32 protein-coding genes are annotated in these 23,569 nt (G+C 27.1%); 2 read left to right on the top strand and 30 right to left on the bottom strand.

Annotated elements, in window-relative coordinates; all coding sequences use genetic code 11:
• Positions 1-22 precede the first annotated feature (22 nt).
• The gene (locus tag L6653_RS02880) at positions 23-259 is read left to right on the top strand and encodes an elastin-binding protein EbpS (RefSeq protein ID WP_236785436.1); all 237 of its coding nucleotides are present in this window, start codon (positions 23-25) and stop codon (positions 257-259) included.
• 52 nt (positions 260-311) lie between these two features.
• Here the strand turns inward: L6653_RS02880 and L6653_RS02875 are convergent, their stop codons facing one another.
• From L6653_RS02875 to L6653_RS02775, 21 genes are all read right to left on the bottom strand, one after another.
• Entirely contained in the window at positions 312-932 is a 621-nt protein-coding gene (locus tag L6653_RS02875) for a class I SAM-dependent DNA methyltransferase (RefSeq protein WP_236785435.1), read from the bottom strand.
• A 175-nt stretch (positions 933-1,107) separates the two neighbouring features.
• Positions 1,108-2,337, bottom strand: a complete 1,230-nt coding sequence (locus tag L6653_RS02870; RefSeq protein WP_236785434.1) for a peptidase U32 family protein — start codon at positions 2,335-2,337, stop codon at positions 1,108-1,110.
• Positions 2,327-2,962: an O-methyltransferase gene (locus L6653_RS02865; protein ID WP_236785433.1), complete on the bottom strand. Its 636-nt coding sequence runs from the start codon at positions 2,960-2,962 to the stop codon at positions 2,327-2,329. The genes L6653_RS02870 and L6653_RS02865 overlap by 11 nt, the downstream gene beginning before the upstream one ends.
• Entirely contained in the window at positions 2,952-4,628 is a 1,677-nt protein-coding gene (locus tag L6653_RS02860; RefSeq protein WP_236785432.1) for a ribonuclease J, read from the bottom strand. The genes L6653_RS02865 and L6653_RS02860 overlap by 11 nt, the downstream gene beginning before the upstream one ends.
• The gene (locus L6653_RS02855; RefSeq protein ID WP_236785431.1) at positions 4,612-5,070 is read right to left on the bottom strand and encodes a Fur family transcriptional regulator; all 459 of its coding nucleotides are present in this window, start codon (positions 5,068-5,070) and stop codon (positions 4,612-4,614) included. Before L6653_RS02855 ends, L6653_RS02860 begins: the two co-directional genes overlap by 17 nt.
• A gap of 1 nt (position 5,071) precedes the next feature.
• The gene (locus L6653_RS02850) at positions 5,072-5,302 is read right to left on the bottom strand and encodes a DUF1292 domain-containing protein (protein WP_236785430.1); all 231 of its coding nucleotides are present in this window, start codon (positions 5,300-5,302) and stop codon (positions 5,072-5,074) included.
• Complete coding sequence (ruvX, locus tag L6653_RS02845; protein ID WP_236785429.1) at positions 5,295-5,714, bottom strand: Holliday junction resolvase RuvX; 420 nt, start codon at positions 5,712-5,714, stop codon at positions 5,295-5,297. The genes L6653_RS02850 and ruvX overlap by 8 nt, the downstream gene beginning before the upstream one ends.
• A complete protein-coding gene (locus L6653_RS02840; protein ID WP_236785428.1) occupies positions 5,707-5,964 on the bottom strand; it encodes an IreB family regulatory phosphoprotein in 258 nt (85 codons plus the stop codon). Before L6653_RS02840 ends, ruvX begins: the two co-directional genes overlap by 8 nt.
• A gap of 9 nt (positions 5,965-5,973) precedes the next feature.
• The gene (alaS, locus tag L6653_RS02835) at positions 5,974-8,586 is read right to left on the bottom strand and encodes an alanine--tRNA ligase (RefSeq protein WP_236785427.1); all 2,613 of its coding nucleotides are present in this window, start codon (positions 8,584-8,586) and stop codon (positions 5,974-5,976) included.
• 13 nt (positions 8,587-8,599) lie between these two features.
• Positions 8,600-9,004, bottom strand: a complete 405-nt coding sequence (locus L6653_RS02830) for an RrF2 family transcriptional regulator (RefSeq protein ID WP_236785426.1) — start codon at positions 9,002-9,004, stop codon at positions 8,600-8,602.
• 9 nt (positions 9,005-9,013) lie between these two features.
• Positions 9,014-9,649, bottom strand: a complete 636-nt coding sequence (locus tag L6653_RS02825) for a helix-hairpin-helix domain-containing protein (RefSeq protein ID WP_236785425.1) — start codon at positions 9,647-9,649, stop codon at positions 9,014-9,016.
• Positions 9,650-9,672: 23 nt separating this feature from the next.
• Positions 9,673-9,984, bottom strand: coding sequence for a ribosome silencing factor (gene rsfS / locus L6653_RS02820; RefSeq protein WP_049691025.1), 312 nt, complete (start codon positions 9,982-9,984; stop codon positions 9,673-9,675).
• Positions 9,977-10,537: a bis(5'-nucleosyl)-tetraphosphatase (symmetrical) YqeK gene (gene yqeK, locus L6653_RS02815; protein WP_236785424.1), complete on the bottom strand. Its 561-nt coding sequence runs from the start codon at positions 10,535-10,537 to the stop codon at positions 9,977-9,979. The genes rsfS and yqeK overlap by 8 nt, the downstream gene beginning before the upstream one ends.
• Complete coding sequence (gene nadD / locus L6653_RS02810) at positions 10,530-11,123, bottom strand: nicotinate (nicotinamide) nucleotide adenylyltransferase (RefSeq protein ID WP_236785423.1); 594 nt, start codon at positions 11,121-11,123, stop codon at positions 10,530-10,532. The genes yqeK and nadD overlap by 8 nt, the downstream gene beginning before the upstream one ends.
• Complete coding sequence (gene yhbY, locus L6653_RS02805) at positions 11,123-11,410, bottom strand: ribosome assembly RNA-binding protein YhbY (protein ID WP_049691028.1); 288 nt, start codon at positions 11,408-11,410, stop codon at positions 11,123-11,125. Before yhbY ends, nadD begins: the two co-directional genes overlap by 1 nt.
• Before the next feature lie 8 nt (positions 11,411-11,418).
• Positions 11,419-12,702 (bottom strand): GTPase ObgE, encoded by a 1,284-nt coding sequence (gene obgE, locus L6653_RS02800; protein WP_236785422.1) that lies wholly within the window; start codon positions 12,700-12,702, stop codon positions 11,419-11,421.
• Positions 12,703-12,755: 53 nt separating this feature from the next.
• Entirely contained in the window at positions 12,756-13,049 is a 294-nt protein-coding gene (rpmA, locus tag L6653_RS02795) for a 50S ribosomal protein L27 (RefSeq protein WP_058990417.1), read from the bottom strand.
• Position 13,050: 1 nt separating this feature from the next.
• The gene (locus tag L6653_RS02790) at positions 13,051-13,362 is read right to left on the bottom strand and encodes a ribosomal-processing cysteine protease Prp (protein WP_236785421.1); all 312 of its coding nucleotides are present in this window, start codon (positions 13,360-13,362) and stop codon (positions 13,051-13,053) included.
• Positions 13,362-13,673, bottom strand: a complete 312-nt coding sequence (rplU, locus tag L6653_RS02785; RefSeq protein ID WP_058990419.1) for a 50S ribosomal protein L21 — start codon at positions 13,671-13,673, stop codon at positions 13,362-13,364. The genes L6653_RS02790 and rplU overlap by 1 nt, the downstream gene beginning before the upstream one ends.
• A 99-nt stretch (positions 13,674-13,772) precedes the next feature.
• Positions 13,773-14,939, bottom strand: coding sequence for a tRNA uracil 4-sulfurtransferase ThiI (gene thiI / locus L6653_RS02780; protein WP_236785420.1), 1,167 nt, complete (start codon positions 14,937-14,939; stop codon positions 13,773-13,775).
• On the bottom strand, positions 14,939-16,057 hold the full coding sequence (locus L6653_RS02775; protein ID WP_236785419.1) for a cysteine desulfurase family protein: 1,119 nt from the start codon (positions 16,055-16,057) through the stop codon (positions 14,939-14,941). Before L6653_RS02775 ends, thiI begins: the two co-directional genes overlap by 1 nt.
• A 73-nt stretch (positions 16,058-16,130) precedes the next feature.
• Between L6653_RS02775 and L6653_RS02770 the strand changes: the two genes are divergently transcribed.
• A complete protein-coding gene (locus L6653_RS02770; RefSeq protein WP_236785418.1) occupies positions 16,131-17,048 on the top strand; it encodes a ribonuclease H-like domain-containing protein in 918 nt (305 codons plus the stop codon).
• Here the strand turns inward: L6653_RS02770 and L6653_RS02765 are convergent.
• The 9 genes from L6653_RS02765 to L6653_RS02725 form a co-directional block, all read right to left on the bottom strand.
• On the bottom strand, positions 17,043-17,726 hold the full coding sequence (locus L6653_RS02765; protein ID WP_236785417.1) for a uracil-DNA glycosylase: 684 nt from the start codon (positions 17,724-17,726) through the stop codon (positions 17,043-17,045). The two genes, L6653_RS02770 and L6653_RS02765, sit on opposite strands and share 6 nt — an antisense overlap.
• A complete protein-coding gene (lspA, locus tag L6653_RS02760; RefSeq protein WP_236785416.1) occupies positions 17,704-18,171 on the bottom strand; it encodes a signal peptidase II in 468 nt (155 codons plus the stop codon). Before lspA ends, L6653_RS02765 begins: the two co-directional genes overlap by 23 nt.
• Entirely contained in the window at positions 18,168-18,935 is a 768-nt protein-coding gene (locus L6653_RS02755; RefSeq protein ID WP_236785415.1) for a YlmH/Sll1252 family protein, read from the bottom strand. The genes lspA and L6653_RS02755 overlap by 4 nt, the downstream gene beginning before the upstream one ends.
• Positions 18,936-18,951: 16 nt before the next feature.
• Entirely contained in the window at positions 18,952-19,527 is a 576-nt protein-coding gene (locus L6653_RS02750) for a cell division protein SepF (protein WP_236785414.1), read from the bottom strand.
• The gene (locus L6653_RS02745; RefSeq protein WP_236785413.1) at positions 19,517-20,191 is read right to left on the bottom strand and encodes a YggS family pyridoxal phosphate-dependent enzyme; all 675 of its coding nucleotides are present in this window, start codon (positions 20,189-20,191) and stop codon (positions 19,517-19,519) included. Before L6653_RS02745 ends, L6653_RS02750 begins: the two co-directional genes overlap by 11 nt.
• 11 nt (positions 20,192-20,202) lie before the next feature.
• Positions 20,203-21,183: an NAD(P)H-dependent glycerol-3-phosphate dehydrogenase gene (locus L6653_RS02740; protein WP_236785412.1), complete on the bottom strand. Its 981-nt coding sequence runs from the start codon at positions 21,181-21,183 to the stop codon at positions 20,203-20,205.
• A 9-nt stretch (positions 21,184-21,192) separates the two neighbouring features.
• Positions 21,193-21,771: a glycerol-3-phosphate 1-O-acyltransferase PlsY gene (gene plsY, locus L6653_RS02735; protein ID WP_236785411.1), complete on the bottom strand. Its 579-nt coding sequence runs from the start codon at positions 21,769-21,771 to the stop codon at positions 21,193-21,195.
• The gene (gene der, locus L6653_RS02730; RefSeq protein ID WP_236785410.1) at positions 21,768-23,084 is read right to left on the bottom strand and encodes a ribosome biogenesis GTPase Der; all 1,317 of its coding nucleotides are present in this window, start codon (positions 23,082-23,084) and stop codon (positions 21,768-21,770) included. Before der ends, plsY begins: the two co-directional genes overlap by 4 nt.
• Before the next feature lie 66 nt (positions 23,085-23,150).
• Positions 23,151-23,564: a SoxR reducing system RseC family protein gene (locus L6653_RS02725; RefSeq protein WP_236785409.1), complete on the bottom strand. Its 414-nt coding sequence runs from the start codon at positions 23,562-23,564 to the stop codon at positions 23,151-23,153.
• Positions 23,565-23,569 lie beyond the last annotated feature (5 nt).

Here is a 23,569-nt window from a genome sequence, read left to right as displayed (position 1 = left end):
TTTTATATTAAAGGAGAAAATAATGAGTGATAAAAACGAAATAAGCAATGACAATCAATACAGAGGAGATAAAGAACTTGATAAAAAATCTAGAGAAGCTAACAAAGCTGATGGAAGCGAATCTTTAGATAAAAAAGCACACGCAGATCAAGAAAATTTAAGAAGCATTAGCGATGAAGCTGATGAAAACTCAAATGTAGGAGCTGAAGCTAGAAGAACAAGATCAGATTTCTCAGAAAATCCTTCAAAAGATAAATAAATTTTGAGGCTGTAAAAATACAGCCTCTTTTTAATTTTTAGTTTTATATAAATTACTCTTTTTTAATTGTAATTAATCCTGAGCATTCAGATATTTTTTTAAAATGCAAATTAGGAAAAAATGGCAATAACTCATTAACTACAAAATAAATTTCATCTTTATCCCACTCATCTCCAAATTCATTCATGCACTTATTATGTAAATCTCGAGTTTCAAAAGCTATATCCCCAATGTATATGCATCCTCCATTATTTAATTTCTTTAACAAATTTTTCAAAAAGATAATTTTTTTCTTATCAGATATATGATGAAGCGAGTATGTAGCAACTATTGCATCATATTTATACTTTTTCAATGGATTTACCAGTCCATTAGAAATATCACCATAAAAAAGTTTGGCATTAGGCATTTTTGCTTGTGAAATTTCTATCATTTTTTTAGAAAAATCTTGCCCATATATTTTACAATCATGATTATATAACTTTGAAATTAAAGTTCCTGTACCAAATCCAATATCTAAGATATTTTTATAAGATTTATTTAATATGCTATTATATATTTCATTGAGTATTTTTTTATATCCTGCAAAAGGATATGAACCTTCATCATCAGATAGGTCAACACTTTCATCATATTTATCAGCCCACAAATCAAAACCTTTACTACTTAGCATTATCTCCTCCATATATTTATTTAAACTATATTTTTATTATAATAGTTTTTCTTAATCAATTTAAGTTTAACTTATATTTAGCTATAAAAAATCCTTCTGATAAGAATTATTTTATACTAATCAGAAGGTATATAGATATTTTGAACAATCCAAAGGATATATTTAACAATAAAAACTATTCTTCAATTTTACGTCTAACCATATCACCTTTTTTAAGTTCATGGTCAATTTTTATATAAACCATTTGTTTTGCCTTATTTGCTACTTCTATATCATTTCCTTTAGAATCTTTCATACTCTCAATTTTAAAATTAATAAAGTCTGGTGTATTTCCAAAGATTTCAACTTCATCTCCTACAATAAATTTATTTCTTTCCTCAAGTTTTGCAATTTTATTTTCTTTATCATAATCAAGAACAACAGCTATAAAATCGTAGTTTCTAATGTAAGATGAGTTTTCATAAATTTGGGAATTTGAATCTGCTTTATTGTAGAAAAATCCTTTTGTGAAGTGTCTATGACTAGCTTTTTTTATTTCATCCATATATTTATTTGCTATATCTAGCCCATAAGTTCCATTATAATAAGCATCAATTGCTTGTCTATAGCTTCTAATTACAGTAGCAACATAAAATACAGTTTTCATTCTGCCTTCAATTTTAAATGAGTCTACACCTGCCTCAATTAACTTATCAATTTCATCAATTAAGCATAGATCTTTAGAATTCATTATAAAAGTTCCATTTTCATCTTCAACAATTGGATAGTATTCTCCAGGTCTTTTTTCTTCTTGAAGGGCATATTTCCACCTACAAGCATGGGCACAATCCCCTCTATTTGCATCTCTTCCAGTCATATAATTACTTAACAAACATCTTCCTGAATATGATATGCACATAGCACCATGAATAAAACATTCTATTTCTAAATCTTTTGGAACATTTTTTCTAATTTCAATTATTTCATCAAGAGATAATTCTCTTGCAAGAATTACTCTTTTTGCACCCAAATTATACCAAAAATTAATGGTGTGTGAATTTGTAACTGATGCTTGAGTTGAAATGTGTAAGTCTATATTAGAATTTTCTTTTGCTATATTAAAAATCCCAGGATCAGAAATTATAAGAGCATCCACTCCAATTTCATCAAGATATTTAATATACTCAACAATCCCATTAAGATCATTATCATGAGGTACTATATTCATTGTAATATGACATCTTACGCCATGTTCATGAGCATAATCAACAGCTTTTTTTAGCTCATCCTTATCAAAGTTTTTAGAATTTTTTCTAAGGCCAAAATTATTTCCTGCCATATAAACTGCGTTTGCTCCAAACTTTATAGCAGCTTTTAATTTTTCCATATCACCAGCTGGTGCCAATAATTCTACTTTATCTTTCATCAATTCTCCTTGTACTTAAACTAATGCCATCTCCGATAGGTATTATACTTGTAACATAATCATCTAAGTTTGTAATATATGACAAAAATTTTCTCAAATTTTTAACCATAGTAATGTGCCTTCTATTTATAATATCATCATTTGTAACTTCTCCCCTAAAAAGGATATTGTCACAAACAATTAGGCCATTTTCATTTAATAATTCTAATGATTTATTAAAATAATATTCATACTGAGATTTATTTGCATCTATAAAAACAAAATCAAAGCCTTGATTTAAATTACTCAAGGCTTTTTTTGCATCCATATTTATTAATTTTATTTCTTTATCATATTTTTTAAAATTAGATTTAGCTATATCAGCCATCTTTCTACTTTTTTCTATTGTTGTTATCTTTGCATTAGAATATTTTGAAAAAAGTAAAGAAGAATAACCAATAGCTGTTCCTATTTCTAAAATATTTTTTGGTTTTGAAATAGAGATTATAGTCTTTAAAAATTCTTTGCTTTCTTTTTTCATTATAGGAATATTATTTTCAATTCCATAATTTCTTATTTCAATAAAATCTTCATCAATATAAATATTATTTAGATAATCAACTATATGATTATAATTAATATTCATTGCTTTCTACTTCTGTTAAAACCGGTAAAATCATAGGATCTCTTCCAGTTTGATTGTATATATAAGATTTTAAAGATTCTCTTATTTGATATTTTATTTGACTGATAGCATGGATATCATTTTTTTGACATTTTTTCATAGTTCTTAAAACAATATCTTTTGAGTTTTCAATTAAATCTTGATTTTCCTTTACATAGATAAATCCTCTAGAAACAATCTCAGGATTTGATAGAACTTTTTGACTATGTTTTTCAATTGTTAAACTAACAACTAAAAGCCCATCTTCAGATAAGTGTTTTCTATCTTTTAGAACAATATTTCCAACATCGCCTATTCCTGAACCATCCACAAGGACATTACCTGCTTGAACTTTACCATTTATTCTAGCTGATTTTTTAGTAAATTCAAAAACATCACCATTTTGGCCAACCAAAATATTTTCCTTATTCATACCCATATCCATTGCTATTTCTTTATGTTTTTTTAGTTGACGTGGCTCACCGTGAGCAGGTATAAAATATTTTGGAGTTGTTAATTGGTGCATTAATTTAATTTCTTCTTGGCAAGCGTGACCTGAAGCATGAACCTTTGCCAAAGAATCATAGATAATATTACATCCAATTTTAGTAAGATTATTTATTGTGTTATTAATTGGCATTTCATTTCCAGGTATTGCAGAAGATGATAAAATCACGGTATCTGTAGAATTTAAATGAACTTGTTTGTGCTCATTATTTGCCATTCTTGTTAAAGCAGATAAAGGTTCACCTTGGGTTCCTGTTGATAAGATTACAATTTGATCATCAGAATAATCTTTTATGCTTTTCATATCAATTAGGGTGTTGTTCCTAATTTTTAAATAACCTAGGTTGCTTGCTATTTTTACGTTATTTAGCATAGATCTACCAGATAATACAACTTTTTTATTATATTTTTCGGCAGCATATATTACTTGTTGAACCCTATGAAGATTTGATGCAAAAGTTGCAACTATAATCCTACCTGGAGCTTGTCCAAATAAATTTATGAAAGTTTCTCCAACTTTCATCTCACTCATTGAGCTTCCTTCAATTTCTACATTTGTAGAATCAGAAAACAGGCATAATAGTCCCTTTCTACCAAGTGAAGCAAGTTTTTGTATATCTGTAGGCTCACCATCTATTGGTGTAAAATCCATTTTAAAATCGCCTGTAAATAGTACTGTTCCTATTGGAGATTTTACAGCTATAGCACACGAATCCGGAATAGAATGGCTTACTCTTATAAATTCTGCACTTAAATTTCCAACTTTTACAGTATTATTAACATTAACCATCTTAAGTCTATTTGGATTTAATCCATGTTCTTTAAACTTATTTTCTAATAAGCCTTTTGTTAGCTTTGAACAGTAAACATTTGTATCTATTGTTTTTAAAAGATAAGCTATACCGCCAATATGGTCTTCATGACCATGAGTTATAAAAATCCCTTTTAATTTTTCTTTATTTTCTTCAATATAGGTAAAATCTGGTATTACGATGTCAACGCCTAGCATATCTTCATCTGGGAATGTTAGCCCACAGTCTATCATAATCATTTCATTTTTATATTCAACAACTGTACAGTTCTTACCTATTTCACCAAGTCCTCCCAATGGGATAACTTTTAGTTTATTTTGCATTCTCATTTTTACTCCTTAAATCATTATCACATTCGGAGCAAATACCATATATTCTTAAAGAATAGTAGTCTAATTCAAAATCATATTTATCTTTCAAACTTTTTGCTAATTTATCATTATCAAGTATTTTTTCTTCGACAATTTTACCACAATTTGTACAAATTAAATGGTCGTGGTGGGCATCATTTTGACTAATGAGCTCATAAGTGTTAACAGAGTCTGTAAACTCTTGCTTGTTAACAATTCCTAAGTCTTCAAAAATATTAAGAGTTCTATAAACAGTGGCTATACCAACTTGTTTATTTTCTTGATGAACAATAGAAAATAACTCTTCTGGTGTCAAATGTTTTGAATTAGAATTTTTAAGAGCATTGAATATTATTTGCCTTTGCTTTGTAAATTTGTGACCATTTTTTTCAAATACTTTTTTTAATTGTTCAATGTTCATATTAATCTTCTTTCATATTTTCGTATATTTTTATTATCTCGTCCAATTCTCTATCATTGTCTATTGTTTTAAAACTGATAGTGTCATCATTTTTTATAATCTCATAAATTAGTAAGAAATCTTCATCTATCGGTTCCAAAACAGCATAATCTTTATCGTCTACTCCGAATGTGTCTACTATGTTAAATTCAACTTCTTTATTATTTTGATCTGTTAAAATTATCTTATCCATTATTTCTCCCATCTAGGTAGGTTTGTAAAATAAAAGAGGCGGCAATCTTATCTATATATTTTTTTCTATTTTTTTTATCAACATTCATATCACTTAATACTTGGTCTGATTGCATGGTCGTCATTCTTTCATCTTGATACTTAATTTCAATATCAGTGGATTTTTTCAATAAATCGACAAAAGAAATCACCTTCATGGCTTGAGGACCTAAGGTGTTATTCATGTTTTTGGGAAGTCCAATAACTATTAAATTTACTTCTTTTTCATCAATTATTTCTATAAGTTTTTTTATGTCTAAACTTGTTTTTTTTCTTTTAATTGTAACATAGGCTTGGGCGGTGATAAAAAACGGATCGCTTAATGCCACACCGATTGTTTTATCACCCAAGTCTATTCCCATAATTCTACTCATTTATATAGTATTTTAATATTTCTTCTAGGATAGTGTCTCTATCAACTTGTCTTATAAGTTTTCTTGCATTTTTATGAGCTGTAATATAAGTAGGATCGCCACTTATAAGGTATCCTATAATTTGATTTGTAGGTTTGTATCCTTTTTCTTCTAAAGCTTTATAAACTTTAGTAATAGTTTCTCTTATATCAAGTTTTTTTTCCTCTTGAGGATCAAAACGCATAGTTTCGTTGAAGTTTTTCTCTGACATAATTTCTCCTTATATTAAATCATAAACTTTTTCTAAAGCTTCATCTAGCTTAGAAATATCTTTTCCTCCAGCTTGAGCAAAATTTTTCTTTCCTCCACCATTTCCACCTGTTATTTTACTTACCTCTTTAACTATTTTACCTGCACTATATCTATCAGTTAATGAGTCAGAAACAGAAGCTGTAAAAATAATTTTATTATTTTTTACAGTTGCAAATAAAATTATCAAATCCTTATATTTTTCTTTAATTCTTTCTTCAAAATTTCTTAATGTATCAAGATCTTCGTTTTCAAATTTATGAACTAGTACTTTTATGCCATTAGCATCTTTTACTTCGTTTTCTATATCTTTATAAATATCTTTATCATTAAATTCTTTTAATTTTTGAATATCAGATTTTAGATTTTTAATTTCTTCATTCAATGACTCAGCTCTTGATAAAATATTGTTTGGATTTGTTTTTAAAGCTTTTGAAATTACAGCGATTAATCCAAGATTTTTATTTAAATAATCATAAACTTTTCTTCCTGTGATAGCTTCAATTCTTCTTACTCCAGAAGCTGCTGAAGATTCTTGAATTATTTTAAACATTAAAACCTCAGATGTGTTGTTGACATGACAACCACCACACAATTCTTTTGAATAATCAGCTACCAAAACAACTCTTACCATATCTTTGTATTTATCTTCAAATAAACCAATAGCTCCAATTTTTTCAGACTCTTTATAAGACATTATTTTCTTACTTACTGATAATTGTTCTCTTATTTTTTCATTTATTTCATTTTCAATATTTTTAATTTCTTCATCAGTCAATGCATTTGGATAAGTAAAATCAAATCTTAGTTTGTTTTCATCTACTAAAGATCCTGCTTGTTTAACTTCATTATTCAATACATTTCTAAGAGCTTGGTCTAAAAGATGAGTTGCAGTATGGTTTCTAGTTATGTCTAATCTTCTTTCCTTGTCTACTTTAAATAAAGCACAACTTTTAGATATTTCACCTTGGATAACTTCTACATAATGAATAATTACATCTTTTTTCTTTTGAACATTATAAACTTTTGCTTTAGCTGAATCTGTAATTACATATCCAGTATCAGCAACTTGTCCACCGCCTTCAGCGTAAAAAGAAGTCTTATCACTAATAATTATACCCTTATGGCCCTCTTTTATAAAGTTTACTTTATCTTTATTATCAAATAGACCAATTATATTTGCATTAACTTCAAAATTATCATAACCAACAAATTCAGTTTCATCAAATTCGTCAACATTTATTGATTCAAGTGACCAACCAGCATCTACTTTTCTAGCGTTTCTTGCTAAATTCCTTTGATTTTCCATATGTTTATCAAATTCTTTTGTATCAACTTTCAAATTATTTTCTGTAAGAATTTCTTTTGTAAGATCGAGTGGAAAACCATAAGTATCATATAATTTAAAAGCATCTTTACCGCTTAAAGTATTTTTTCTATTTTCTTTTAAATATTTTATATATGAGCTTAAAATATCTAAACCACTATCTATGGTTTTTTGGAAATTTTCTTCTTCTTTTTCTATAACACTAATAATTTTTTCTTTATTTTTTTCCAATTCGTCATATTCAACCTTATAAGAATCTATAACATATTCAATAACTGATGATAAAAATTCTCCTTTTATTCCCAAAAGTTTACCATGCCTATAAGCTCTTCTTATTAATCTTCTTAGAACATAACCTCTTTTTTCATTTGATGGTCTAATTCCATCAGAAACCATAAAAGTCATAGCCTTTGCATGATCTGCAATTACTCTTATTGAAATATCATCTTTTTTATCATCTTTATATTTTTTATTTGATAAATCTTCAATTTCTTTTATAATATTTTGATTTACGTCAATCTCAAAAATATTATCTTTATTTTGAAGTACCATTGCCATTCTTTCAAGTCCCATTCCAGTATCTATATTAGGATGAGCAAGAGGAGTGTATTCTTTATTAATATTTTTATTAAATTGAGTAAAAACTAGGTTCCAAACTTCCATAAACCTATCTGAGTCATCATTTCCAGGTTTATTATCATTTTCATCAATGGCTTTTTCTATTCCCCTATCAACAAAAATTTCTGAGTCTGGACCACAAGGACCAACTTCAAGTTCCCAGAAATTATCTTCTTTTCCAAATCTTAAAATTCTATCTTTTGAAAGGCCAATTTCTTCATTCCAGATTTTAAATGCCTCATCATCTTTTTCATAAACTGAAACCCATAAAAGTTCTTTATCAATTTCAAGATTTACAGTTAAAAATTCATACGCCCAATGTATTGCTTCTCTTTTAAAATAATCTCCAAAAGAAAAGTTTCCAAGCATTTCAAAATAGGTTCCATGTCTTTCTGTAATACCAACTCTTTCAATATCACCGGTTCTTATACATCTTTGAGAAGATGTAGCTCTATTATTTTTCATTTTCTTTTCACCAGTGAAATATTTTTTTAGAGGTGCCATTCCAGCATTGATTAAAAGTAATGAATCATCATCTTCAGGCACTAATGAAAATGATTTTAATACTGTATGATTTTTTTTAGATCCAAAAAAGTCTAAATATTCTTTTCTAAGTTCATTCATTCCAAGTTTTCTCATAAATTTCTCCTATTTATAGTTTTTCATTAACCATATCTTTAATAGTTATTGAATTGACTGCTTTATTGATTGCATCATCTATTTTTGCAAAAACATAATATGCTTCGCAGTCTTCGTTATTGCAATTTTCTCTATCAGCAACACACTCACTTGAAGTCATTTCTCCTTCAAGTACTCTTAATACATCTCCAACTGTAATTTCGCTTGATTTTCTAGAGAGTTTATATCCTCCCTTGGCTCCTCTTGCTGATATTACCAAATTATTTCTTTTGAGTATTCTAATTAATTGTTCCAAGTAATTTTCTGGCAAATTTAAGGCATTTGAAATATCAGAAACTGAAATATAACCATTATCTTCATTTTCTGCTAAATAATGTATAGCCCTTAAGCCATACCTACCCCTAGTTGATAATTTCATATTCACTCCTCAATTTACTACAATCATATCTTTCATAGCTTCAAAATATTTATCACCTATTCCAGATACATTTTTTATATCTTCAATCTTGTTAAATTTATTTTTTTGTCTATATTCAATAATAGAGTTCGCTCTTTTTTCACCTATGTTAGGTAGGGTCATAAGCTCACTTTGGTCAGCTGTATTTATGTTTACTTTTTTATTATCATTTTCATTTATTGGACTTATTAATTGAGTTGTCATATTATTTTCAATATTATCTTTATCATTTATATTAGGGATAATAATTCTCATCTGATCTTCAAGCTTTAAGGCTAAATTAATTTTATTTAAATCAGCATTTTCTGTTAGACCACCTGCATCATTAACTAAATCTTCTAACCTATAATCATCATTTATTTCATAAACTCCTGGTTTATTTATCTGCCCACTTATATGTACTTTTTTAATAGTGGATTTTTCAGTTTTTTCTTTGTTATCATTATTATTTATAGGTTTAGCTTGTTTTTGATCATTAAGTGATGAACTTATATTTTCAAATACAAGATCATCACTTTTTTGACTACTTACAAAATTATGAGATAAAACAATAACAATTCCAATTATCAAAGCTATAATAAGCTTATCTTTTCTATCAGTTTCCATAAAATACCTCAATTAACGATAATTTATGACTCCCATAAATCTTCTATATTATAAAATTCCCTTTGATTAGATGAAAATATATGAACTATTACATCACCACAGTCCATCAATATCCATTTTCCTTCTCTTAGACCCTCTACAGATAAAACATCAAATCCTTCTTTTTTTAGATTTTCTTCAATATATTCTATTAAAGCCTTGTTTTGATTTATTGAATTTCCAGTAGCAAGAACAAAATAATCTGCCACTGATGATTTATTTTCAAGATCAATAACTTTAATATCATAGGCCTGTTTATCTTCTAAAGTTTTTACTATTACATCTAATTTACCCATTTTTCTTCCTTAATAAATAATTTCTAGCTCTTATAGTCAATGGAAAAATAATTATTTTTCGATCAACTAAAGACTTTATGGTAGCATCTAAACTAAATAAAACTGCTGCATCTAAATCCTTAAAAGCAAGTTTTCTTAACTCATTTACACCTTCATAATCTCTTTTTTCTTCGCAAGCATCCGCAAGAAAAATAATTTTTTCAAAATCTGTCATATTTTCTCTTCCAGTTGTATGATATTTAATTGCATTTAAAATTTCAATATCATCTACACCATATTCATATTTAGCAACAATTGGTCCTATAAATGAATGTAAGATTGATTTGTTATATATGATTTCATCTGAAAATTCACAATATTTTTTATATTTTTCTAAAAAATATTTTTCATTATACTTAGCACAATCATGAAGCAATGCTGCAGTTTTAATTTTTTCTATATCTATATTTGTATTTAATTTAAGAGCCATGTCTTTAACTCTTAGAACATGGTTAAATCTTTTTTCACCAATATCTTTTTTTAACTTATCCTCATATTTTGAAAAATCAAACATATAAATTCTCCTCTTCAATGATTTTTATAACATCATCATCTACAAGATACCTGATACTTTTATTATTTTTCACCAAATTTCTTATTAGTGTTGATGAAATATCTAAAGCTAAATTATCAATCAGATATATATTCTTATTATACTTTTTTATCTCATTAATTTTAGATAAAAGCAGAGAATTTTTTCCACTTGTTCTTTTAAAAATAATTAAATTTTCACCAAGTATTTCTTGGTAATTTTTCCATTTTTCTATATCTAAAAATGAGTCCTCACCCATTATAAAGAAAAATTCATCGTTAGGATAAGTAGTTTTGAAATGATTTATGGTTTTATAGGTATAATGGATTTTATTATCTTTAAAATCATAATCATCTATAATAAGTTTAGGATTATTTTTGATAGATTTTTCTATCATTTTTAATCTCAAACTTATATTTGTTTTTTCATTTTTTAATTTGTGGGGTGGATTTGAATTTGGAAGTATATAGATTTTATCCAAATTCATAAAATTTATCACATTTTCCATAATAATCATATGTCCTATATGAATCGGATCAAATGTGCCACCAAATAAACCTATTCTCATTATAAGTCTATCTTTTTATTTTTCTTGCTTTCTCTGTATATGGTAAAAATATTACCTAAATGAGAAACAAATTCACAGTTTAGTTTTTCTATAACTTCATCAACAATTTCATCATTGTCGTCCAAGTTATTATTTAATATTTTTATTTTTATCAATTCTCTTTTCTCTAAAGCTTCATCAATTGCTTCAATAACTTCATCAGTTAGTGAATTTTTCCCTATGTTTATAATAGGTTTTAAATCATGAGCTAATGATTTTAAATAAGATCTTTGCTTTCCTGATATCATATTTTCTCCTATTCATAATAGTCAAAGACTATATCTCCAATAGCTACAGAATCTCCTTCTTGGATTCCCATTTCAATAAATTTTTCGAATACTCCCATTTCTCTAAGATTTCTTTCAAAATACATACGGCTATCGTAATCATCTAAGTTTACTTTCTCTAAAAGCTTATCAATTCTATAGCCACTGCAAACATAAATTCCATCTTCTATTTCAAAGTTAAGTTCGTCGCTAGCAATAGACATATCATAAAACTCATCAAGATAAGCTTCGTCAACTTCTTCATCAAGATTATATTTTTCATCTTCAAAATCGTATAAAACTTTTGAAACTTCATCGATCAATTCTTTTATTCCACTTGTTGTGGCTGCTGAAATTCTAAATATTTTATATTTATCTGAGTATTTTTCTTCAAATTTTTTATAATTTTCATTATAATCAAGGTCAGACTTATTAAGGGCAACAATTTGATATTTATTATATAAGTTCTCATCAAATAATTTTAATTCATTATTAATAAGTTCAAAATCTTCTATTGGATTTCTTCCCTCAAATCCTGAAATATCTACCAAATGAACAAGAATTTTACATCTTTGAACATGTTTTAAAAAGTCATGACCTAGACCTAAGCCTTCATTTGCTCCTTCAATTAGGCCTGGTATATCTGCAACTATAAATGATCTTTCCTTATCAATTTTTACTACTCCTAAATTAGGATCAAGTGTTGTAAAATGATAATTTGCAATTTTTGGTTTTGCTTTTGAAATTACGGATATTAATGTAGATTTTCCTACATTAGGTAGACCTACTAGGCCTACGTCAGCCAAAATTTTAAGTTCTAAACTTATTTCGATCTTTTGGCCTTCTTTTCCTTTTTGAGCAAATCTTGGCGCTTGTCTTGTGGAAGATTTGTAATGAACATTACCTTTTCCACCCTTTCCACCTTTTGCTATTAAAAATTCTTCACCATTTTTTTTCAAATCTTTTATAATTTTTCCACTTGTATTTTCCCTAATAACAGTTCCGACTGGAACGAGTAAATATAAGTCTTCGCCCTTTTTGCCAAATCTTTTTTTACCCATTCCATCTTCACCATTAGAAGCTTTATATTTAGTTTTATATCTATATTCTTCAAGGGTTGATAGGGAATTTGTTGCTTTTATATATATACTTGCTCCATCTCCGCCATCTCCACCTGCAGGCCCACCTGTAGGTTCATATTTTTCTCGACGAAAGGCTACTGCACCATCTCCACCTTTCCCAGCTTGAAGTTCAATTTTTGCATAATCTATCATTGTAAATTTCCTTTTTACAAAAAAAGCTTGCCCTTGGGCAAGCTGGTTTTCTATTAAGCAATGTCTTGCTTTGGATATACAGAAACTTGTTTTCTATTTTTTCCTTTTCTTTCAAATTTAACTACACCACTGCATGATGCAAAAAGTGTATCATCTCCACCCTTTTTTACGTTCTCGCCTGGGTGAATTTTTGTTCCTCTTTGTCTAACGATAATTGTTCCAGCATTTACTGTTTGTCCATCAGCTCTTTTAACGCCAAGTCTTTTAGCATTAGAGTCTCTACCGTTTTTTGAAGAAGATACTCCTTTTTTACTAGAAAATCTTTGTAAGTTTATGTTTAAAAACATCCTAAACCTCCCTATAATTTAAATTAACATATTCATTATAATTTGTGAGTAAAGTTTTAATACCTATTTCAAAATCTTTTAAAATAATATCTGATTTTTCATTAGAATCTTCAATTGAAATTTTCATTTCATTATCATCATCAAAAAAATCAAATTCTACTTCATAATAATCTAAGGTATTTACTGCTGTGTATGATAAAATTGATACTGCAGCACAAACTATATCATATCCATGCTGATCAAAATTTGCATGTCCTTTTATTGCAAATCCTAATCTTTCTTCGTTTTTTATAAATAAAGTAACATCAATCATTAACAAGAAATATTGTTAATTTCAACTAAAGTATATGGTTGTCTATGACCTTTTTTAGTTTTTGATGCTTTTTTAGGTCTATATTTAAACACAACTATTTTTTTATCTTTAGCTTGATCTTTTACAGTTGCTTCAACTTTTGCATTTTCGACTGTTGGAGTTCCAACTTTTAAATCACTATCATTTTTAACTAATAGTACATCTTCAAAGCTTACACTATCTCCTATTTCTGCATTAAGTTTTTCTACTCTAACAAGATCGCCTTCTGATACTTTATATTGTTTTCCACCTGTCTTAATTATAGCGTACATAGTACACCTCCTATTTAGATTCTCGCCAGTCAAGGTGATCAGAACCCATACTGAGCGGTTTACCATAATATATTACCAACAATTACAAGTTTTGTCAACTTATATGTCAAATATTTCCATATTTTCAATAGCATTATTTTCAAGCTCTTCTATATCCAATTTGCTTTCGCTTTCTTTTATATATTGTAGTTTAGGTTTTGTAATTGGATTTGATGGAGCAAAAATTGAACAGCAATCATCAAACGGCTCTATACTTTTTTCATATGATCCAATAAATAATGCTCTATCAATTATTTCTGTTTTATCAAGAGCAAGTAAAGGTTTAAAAATTGGAAGATTTGTTGCATCTTCTATTACTGTCATACTTTCTACAGTTTGACTTGCAACTTGTCCCAAGCTTTCTCCTGTAATTAAAGCATTATAGTTATTTTTTGCCGAAATTTTTTCTCCAATTCTCATCATAAATCTTCTAGATAAAATTGTAGTTTGATTTCTTCTACAATTTTTATTTATGGATTTATAAATTTCTGCCATGTTTACAGAATAAATTCGCATTTTTCCAGTATATTGTGATAGGATTTTTCCTAAATCTAAAGCTTTTTGTAAGGCTCTTTTTGAAGTAAATGGATAGGAATGAAAATGTAAGCAATCTATTTTCATGCCTCTTTTTGCCATCATAAATCCAGCAACTGGTGAATCAATTCCTCCTGACAATAATAAAAGTCCGTTTCCACTTGATCCTACTGGTAATCCACCTATTCCCTCGTGTCTATTTGCATAGACATAGGCGTATTTTTTTATGTCAACAAAAACCTTAAAATCAGGATCGTGAACATCAACTTTTAAATTATTATCTTTTGCGTAATTTTTTAAGATAAATCCTCCCATCATTTGTGAAAATTCTGGAGATTTTATTTCGAAAGACTTATCAACCCTATTTGTTATTACTTTAAAAGTTTTATTTTTAATATCCTTATTATCTAAAATTTCTTTTAGAGCGATTTTTATAGATTCAATATTTTTATCGCATCTTTTTATCTCGGAAATATAAATAATCCCAAAGACTTTTTTTATTTCTTTTATCAAATTGTCAAAGTCATTTTTATCGGCTTTTATATATAATTTAGAACTTTCAAGGTACATTTCTTCATAGCCAATATCTTTTATATTTCTTTTTATATTATCGATTGCTGCTTTGAAAAATTTATTTCTATTTTTTCCTTTTAAAAATAACTCTCCAAAACTTACTGATAGTAAATCTTCCATTAAAACACCTTTCTTATTTCTTCTACGTATTGGTTTAATTTTTCTACTACAAAATCTAAATCTTTTTTACTAATATCATGTGAAAAAGAAAATCTTATAGCTCCATCCATATATTTTTCATCCAAGTTTAAAGCAGATAAAATTCTACTATTATTTCCTTTTGAACAAGCCGATCCACTTGCTACGAAAATATCATCTCCCTCTAGCATATGAAGTAAAACCTCTGATTTTATATTTTTAAAGGCAATGTTTAAAATATAGGGACTAGAGTTTTCGTATGGTGAATTTACATGAATATCTGAGATTGTGTTTTCAATTATTTCTCTTAAATAAGTATTTAAGTCTCTTATATATGAAAAATCTTCTTTTTTATTTGATAATTCTAAAGCTTTGGCAAAACTATAAATTGCTGGAGCATTAGTAGTTCCAGATGAGAAAATTTCTTGTCTTCCTCCAAATAATACAGGCTTTATTTTAATTTTAAAGGAATCTTTTACATATAAACCACCTATTCCTTTTGGACCATGGACCTTGTGAGATGAAAAGCTCATTGCATCAACGCCCAATTTTTTTACATCACAAGAAATTTTCCCTAAAGCTTGAGTTGCATCTATATGAAATAAAATATCTTTATTTTTTCTTTTAATTATATCTGATATTTTTCTTATATCTTGAATACAACCTATTTCATTTTGTACATAAATAATTGAAACAAGTTTAGTATCTTTATCTATTAAGTTTTCTAAAGAATCAAAATCTATAAATCCTTGATTATCGTTTGAAATTAGTTTAACTTCTTTGAAAGATGAATTATCAAAGGCATCAATTACTGATGAATGTTCTAATTTTGTGGTAATAGCTGTATTTTTTTCACTTGCAATAGAGTTAATTATTATATTATTTGATTCAGTTGCTCCCTTTGTAAAATAAATTTCATTTTCATTTGAATTTATATATGAAGCTATAATTTGTCTTGCTTCTTTAACTTTATTTTCAACATCCATCCCAAAGCTATGTAGGGCTGATGGATTTGCAAAAAATTTCTTTTCAAAATCTTTTTCTATATCTATAACTTCATCATACATTCTAGTTGTAGCTGCATTGTCTAAGTATATCATTTTATCACATCCTTTAACTTATTTATTATATTATTATAGAGAAAATAAAGCAAATATAAGGTATAGTAAAAATATGCTATGTGTTAGATACCCTTTTTATAGAAAAAATTTAAAAAAAGATGAATGTATTTTAGATATTGAAACTACAGGACTTGATCCAAAACGAGATAAGCTTGTAGTTTTAGGACTAATATACTTTGATTATAAAAAAAATAAATTTTATATAGAACAATATTTTTCAAAAAATGATTATGAAGAAATAAGATTATTGCAAATTTATAAAGAAAAAATAAGAGATAAAAAATTAATTACCTATAATGGGGAAATCTTTGATCTTCCATTTTTGAATGTTAGACTTATTGAAAATAAATTGGAACCTGTTTGGCCAGAAAATGTAGACCTATATAAATTTATTAAATCTAAAAGAAAATTAATTGAATTTAAATCTTTAAAGCTTAGTGAAATTGAAAAAATTGTTGGAATTCAAAGAAATGATCCGCCTAGATATAAAGTTATAAGCAAGTTAAGCAAAAAAGATGAAAACCGAAATAATCCACGGCCTATTTTGATTCATAATAAAAATGATTTAATTGCAACAGAGGCTATTTCTAATGCTGAAGATTTAATAAATGATAAACTTTCTTTTGCTTTAAATGATTGTAAAATTTACTTAAATAATGCTTTTATTGATAAGGATATAGGAAATTTTGAATTTATATCAGATAAAAAATTAGATAATGCATTATTTCAAGGAGATAATTACTATTTTTTTGTAGAAGATAATGTAATAAAACTAAAAATAATGGTTTTATATGGAAAATTATCTAAAAATGCTTCTGGATTTGTTACAGTTAATAATTTTAAGCTTAAAAATAAAGGTAAATATGAAATAAACAAAAATCTTATATCAATCATGGAAGATGGAATATACTCTTGTGAAAATATTTTAAATATTATGAAATTTTTAATCGAAAAAAACCTAGATTTATAAGTCTAGGTTTTCTATTTGCCAATCAATTGGACTCATATTATTTTTTATTAAAAAATCATTAGTTTTTGAAAATGGTTTTGAACCAAAAAATCCCCTGTGGGCTGCAAATGGTGATGGGTGGGCACTTTTTATTATTAAATGTTTTCTATTTGTAATCAAAATTTCTTTTGATTGGGCAAATTTACCCCAAAGTAGAAAAACTATAGGTTTTTCTCTTTCGTTTAATAATTTTATTATGTTGTCAGTCAAGATTGACCAGCCTATGTCTTTGTGAGAATTTGCTTGGTGGGCTCTGACTGTTAAGGTTGAATTTAGTAATAAAACTCCCTGATTTGCCCATTTTATCAAATTTCCATTATTTGGTATATATAAGCCCAAGTCATCGTGTAATTCCTTGTAAATATTTAACAAGGACGGAGGAGTTTTTACGCCTTTTTGAACAGAAAAAGAAAAACCATGAGCTTGACCTTGACCGTGGTAAGGATCTTGTCCCAAAATTACAACTTTCACATCCTTATAAGGAACCTTCTTTAATGCATTAAAAATATCATACATGCTTGGATAAATTGTATAATTTTTATATTCATGGATTAAATTTTTTCTTAAATTTAAATAATAATCTTTACTCCATTCATCTTTTAATATTTCATCCCAATCATTTCCTATTTGAACTGTCATTTTTTTCTCCATCCATTTTCCCAAATCCTATAAAAATAATTAATAAGATTGATCCAGTTGTAACTAGTATATCTGCTATATTAAAAACTGGAAAATCAAAAAATGAAAATTCTATAAAGTCTACAACAAATCCATGAAATAATCTGTCATAGAAATTTCCTAGTGCACCAGAAACTATGAGTGATAAGGCTATATTCAATAGTTTTGGATTGCTTTTTAAATTTCTGATGAAATAATACAACAAATAAAAAACTACTGCTATGGTTAAAATAAGAAAAAATATTCTTTTATTTTGTAAAATCCCAAAAGCAGCTCCCCTATTTTCTACATAAATAAAATTTATAAACTTTGTAAAAATAGGATTTTCTATAAAGTGAGATATTGCATAGGCTTTACTAAGTCTATCGAGTATTATTCCAGCTATTATTAAAATCGTGTAAATCATTTATACTTCCTATATTCTATGTGGTAATTATCTTTCTTGCTTTTTCCAATAACTTTGTCGAATATGAATCTTCCTTCTTTTCTAATAGATATGAGAGAATTTTCTTCAATAATTTTTGATGGATTATCAATTATTTGAAAATTCACCTTAATTAAGCGTCTTTTAATTAAAGTTTTAGCTTTTGATCTTGAAAGATTTACAAATTCACTAACTATATTATCAAGTCTTAAAGAAGAAATAAAGCCTCTTTTTTCAATATATTCTATTTTATTTTTAGATAAAATATTATCTTTTTTAAAATCAAGATTGACTCTTTCATTTTTAATTTTTGTCAAATTAAATTTTACAAAGTCCTTATCTTTATTTAAAACTACAAATTCACAAATCCCATCACCAATGTAAATATCCCCTATATCATTTCTTTCTAAACCCAAATTTAAAAGAGCTCCAAGAACATCAGGATGATTAATACTATTTTGTTTAAATTCTAAAACACTAAGATAGTCTTTAGAATCAATTTCATTGGAATATGGATTAGCAATGAATATATTTCTTTCGCTTTCTTTATTGCATGACAAAAAAACTATCTCTATATTATTAATTTTTGCTATATCATTTAATACTGAAAGTTCAAATGGGTTTAGAAAAAAACTTGAAACTTCTTTTTTCGTATAAAATGATTTTTCTAATAAAGAGATAGCTTTTTTTATGTTTGCCTTTACAGACTTATCTTCAACAAAATCTATATTATATTCTAGTTTCATAAAAGATTTTTAAAATTTACAATTGGTTATAATTTCCGCTTGAAATTTGGTCTTCTACATAATTGTCAATATCTACTCCTTTAGGACAAATTACAAAAATACCCTTTGATACTTTCTCAACAGTTCCTTCTAGAGCATAAACAGCACCAGATACGAAGTCTAAAATTTGTCTTTTCTTATCAACTTCTAACATTTCAAGATTTAATACTACAACTTTTTTATCTAAGATATCATCGACAATTTTTGGGCCATCTTCATCATAGCTTAAAGGTTCTTGAATAGAAATTCTAAAAGAACTAGCTGAGCTTTGACCAAAACTTCTATTATTTGAATTCATACTTACTATATTGTCTCCTCCCCTAATTTTTCTACTTTTGTTATTAGAAGAATAATCATTTGAAAATGATGGGTAAGTAGTTGATCTTTCTTCTTCCTTACTTACTGAACTATTAAAGTCATATGTTGAACTAGGACTATAAGTTTTCTCTGTATTATCACTAGTTTTTTCTATTTCTCTTTCATCATCAATTTCTTCATCATATTCATCATAATCATCGTCAATTCCTATAAATTCTTTAAATTTATCTAACATTTTTGTACATCCTTTTACCAAATATTTTTGACCCAACCCTAATTATATTTGCTCCCTCTTCAAGTGCAATGTTATAGTCATGAGTCATTCCCATTGAAAGATATTTCATTTCAAGATTATTATAACTTAAATTGGATAAATTATCGAATATTTTTTTAAGTTCTCTAAAGCAATTTCTAATAAGATTTTCATCTTCTGTATTAGGTGCCATTGTCATAAGACCTTTAATTTTTATATTTTCCAATTTACTAGCTTCTTTTATTAAATTATCTATTTCATCAACATAAAAGCCTGATTTGCTTTCTTCTTTTGATACATTAATTTGAATCAAGCAATCCTGAACAATTGACAAAGATTTGGCTCTATTATTAATTTTATTTAAAATTTTTAATGAATCAACAGAATGAATTAAACAAACTTCTCCAACAATTTTATTTACCTTATTAGTTTGTAAATGCCCGATTAAATGCCAATTTATATCATCTGGCATCTTTTCTTTTTTTTCTATTAATTCTTGTACCTTATTTTCTCCAAAATCTCTTAAGCCGTAATCATAAACTTCCATAATTTTATCTATTCCGTGAGTTTTTGTTACAGCCAAAAGCATAGCGTCGTAATTTTCTAAATCTTTTTTTAGATTATCTATATTTTCTTTTATATTCATAGCACATCCAATCAATATTCACTTTTTTTGTCTCTATTCATCAATACTTCTACAGAATCTATAGGATTTTTGTCTTCAAAAATAACCTTATATATTTCATTTGTAATAGGAAGTTCAATATTTTCTTTTTTTGATAATTTATAAAGAGCTTTAGTTGTTGGAATTCCTTCTACAACAGTTTTAACTTCTTTACAAGCTTCATCTAAAGAATATCCTTTACCAAATAATATTCCACACCTATTATTTCTTGAGTGCATACTTGTTGCTGTTACAATTAAATCTCCAATTCCACAAAGACCACTTATTGTTTTTCTATCTGCTCCCTGGCTTATAGCAAATTTATTCATTTCATAAATTCCCCTAGTCATTATTGCAGCTTTGGTATTATCCCCAAATCCTAGACCATTTACCATTCCTATTCCAAAGGCTAAAACATTTTTAACAGCTCCTCCAATCTCAGCTCCAACAACATCAGTTGAAGTATAAACTCTCAAATAATCTTTTGTAAATAAGTCTTGAATTTTTATTGCAATATTTTCATTCTTACAAGCGCAAACTAAAGCAGTTGGCATTTTTCTAATAACTTCTTCTGCATGGCTTGGTCCTGTTAAAATAGCATAAGTACAATTTGGATTAAGTTCATAAACTATCTCAGAAACTCTTTTTAAAGTTGAAATTTCTATTCCCTTTGATAAGTTAATTAATATTTTTCCATCAAGACCATCTTTAATTTTACTTAATACTTCTCTAATATTTTGAGTAGGAATAGCATTTATAATAATTTTATTGTCTAATAATTCATTTAAATTATTTGTTGCTTTTATATTCTCACTTAATTTTATATCCTCAAAATATTTTTTGTTAATGTGTAAATTATTTATATTATTTACATCTTTAATATTTCTAGCATACATCAAAACTTCATTGTCTTTTGACAGAAAATCTGCAATAGCACTTGCCCAACTTCCTGAACCTATTATTGAAATTTTCATATTACTCCTTTAAAACATTTTCTTTTCTTGGTGGTTTATAATCCTAACTATGTTTGTCCTATGCTCAATAATAATAGTAAGTGCAACTAATGATATTATTATTGTGAAAAGGCTAAATCCTTGAAAATAATAAGAAATAAATGGAGCTAATAGACTTGCAGTTAAAGACGCTTTTGAAACTGTTCTTGTTAATAAAAATATTACCAAAAATACAAGAAGTAAGCACAAAAATATACTTATATTGTAAGCGATTAAAGCTCCTGCTGATGTCGCCACTCCTTTTCCACCTTTGAATTTTAAAAATATTGAAAATACATGTCCCAAAACTACAGAAACAAAAGCAATTAATCCAAATTTTTCACCCAATAAAAGAGTAGAAAAATATACTGCAACAAATCCTTTTGCCATATCTAAAAATAAACAAAAGCATCCTGCTAAGGCTCCAAAATTTCTAAAAACATTTGTAGTACCTGGATTTCCACTCCCCATACTTCTTATATCTTTTTTAAAAAAAGTTTTTGCTATTATGTATGAAAAAGGAATTGATCCAAGTAAGTATGAAAAAATTGCGACTAAAACAAATTTCATTTTTCTTTCCTTTCTTTAATTTCAAAAGTAAAAGGTACACCTTGAAGGCTATAATTTTGTCTAATTTGATTTTCTAAATATCTTTGATAAGAAAAGTGCATCAACTCTTTATCATTTACATGCAATAAAAACTTAGGTGGGGCCGTTTGAACTTGGGAAATATAATAAATTTTAAGCCTTTTTCCCTTATCTTGAGGAGGCGCTGTCATCATTATCGCATCTTGTAAGATTGTGTTTAATACACCTGTTTTTATTCTTGTATGATAATTACTGTTTACAATTTCAATTAAATTTAAAAGATCTGTAATCCTTTGACCTTTTAAAACTGATATGAAAATAATTGGAGCATATAGGGCAAAAGATAATTTATTTCTAATTTCTTTTTCCATATTTCTCATAGTATTTGTTTCTTTTTCAACTTTATCCCACTTATTTACGGCAATTATTATTGCTTTTTTCTTATTGTGAGCATATCCTGCAATTTTTGTATCTTGTTCTGTAACTCCTACACTTGCATCTATTAAAAATAAACATATTTCAGAGCTATCTACAGCATCAAAAGTTCTTTGGTTAGCATAATATTCAATATTATCATTAACCTTATTTTTCCTTCTAAGTCCTGCTGTATCAATTAGAACATAATTATTTCCATTGTATTGCCAATAAGAATCTATAGCATCTCTTGTAGTACCTGCAATATCGGTAACAATCATTCTTTCTTCATTTAATAAATGATTTACCAAAGATGATTTTCCTGCATTAGGTTTTCCAATGATTGCAATCCTTGTAGCATCTAAATTAGTATCAAATTTTGAAAAATCTATTGAATCAACTATCTTATCCAACAAATCTCCAAGATTTTTTGAGCCTTCTGCTGAAATTGAAATTAAATCGTCAAAACCAAATTGGTAAAAATCATAAATATGATCTGGAATTATTGATCCATCAATTTTATTTGCAACTATTATAACTTTTTTATTATATTTTCGAATTTCGTTAGCTATTTCATAATCGTGAGGATTAATTCCTTCTCTTCCATCAACCACAAATAAAATCAAATCACTTTCTAATAAGGCTTTTTCAACTTGTGATTTAATTTCAACATTCATTAGGTCTTTATTTGATATGTCAAGTCCACCTGTATCAGCTAGGATAAATTCATGATTTAACCATTCAACCTTGTCATAAACCCTATCTCTAGTAACTCCATTTATATCTTCAGTTATCGCTTTTCTTTTTCCTACTAGTCGATTAAACAAAGTAGATTTTCCCACATTTGTTCTACCTACTAGTGTAACAATTGGTGCGTTCATATTTTTCTCCATTTTAATTTAAGATAAATAAATAGATAAAGTTAGGCAGAGCTAACCTTATCTATATTAAGCCTTTCTTATTGTAATTATATCCTTATTTTCATATCCTTTATCCATTATTCTTAATATAAATATAGAAAGGGACAAAAATAAAAATATAAATAAAACAGTAAGCAAATTATTATCTAGAAATCTATCTTTAAAAACAGTGTTTGCCAAAACAGCTCCTGTAATCATCATAAAAACTGGGAACAAATAAGTAAAATAAGAAAGTTTATTTACAGTTTTTATATCAGAATCTAGATATACAAAATCACCAGGATTAAAATCCTCATTGGTAAATGTAGTATAATATGATGGTTTTATTTCACAACCACCGCATGAAGAACAAGATCCACATCCTGAATCTCTTTGAATCATTACTTTTACATTTCCATTTAAATTTTCTACAACTATTCCTTTTTTGCTAATAGTTTGCATGAATC

It is taken from the genome of Anaerococcus ihuae, from assembly GCF_928368155.1.
Classification (GTDB): Bacteria; Bacillota; Clostridia; order Tissierellales; family Peptoniphilaceae; genus Anaerococcus; species Anaerococcus ihuae.
Note: the sequence above shows the minus strand (reverse complement) of the source record. Positions and strands in the feature narration are given on the sequence as shown.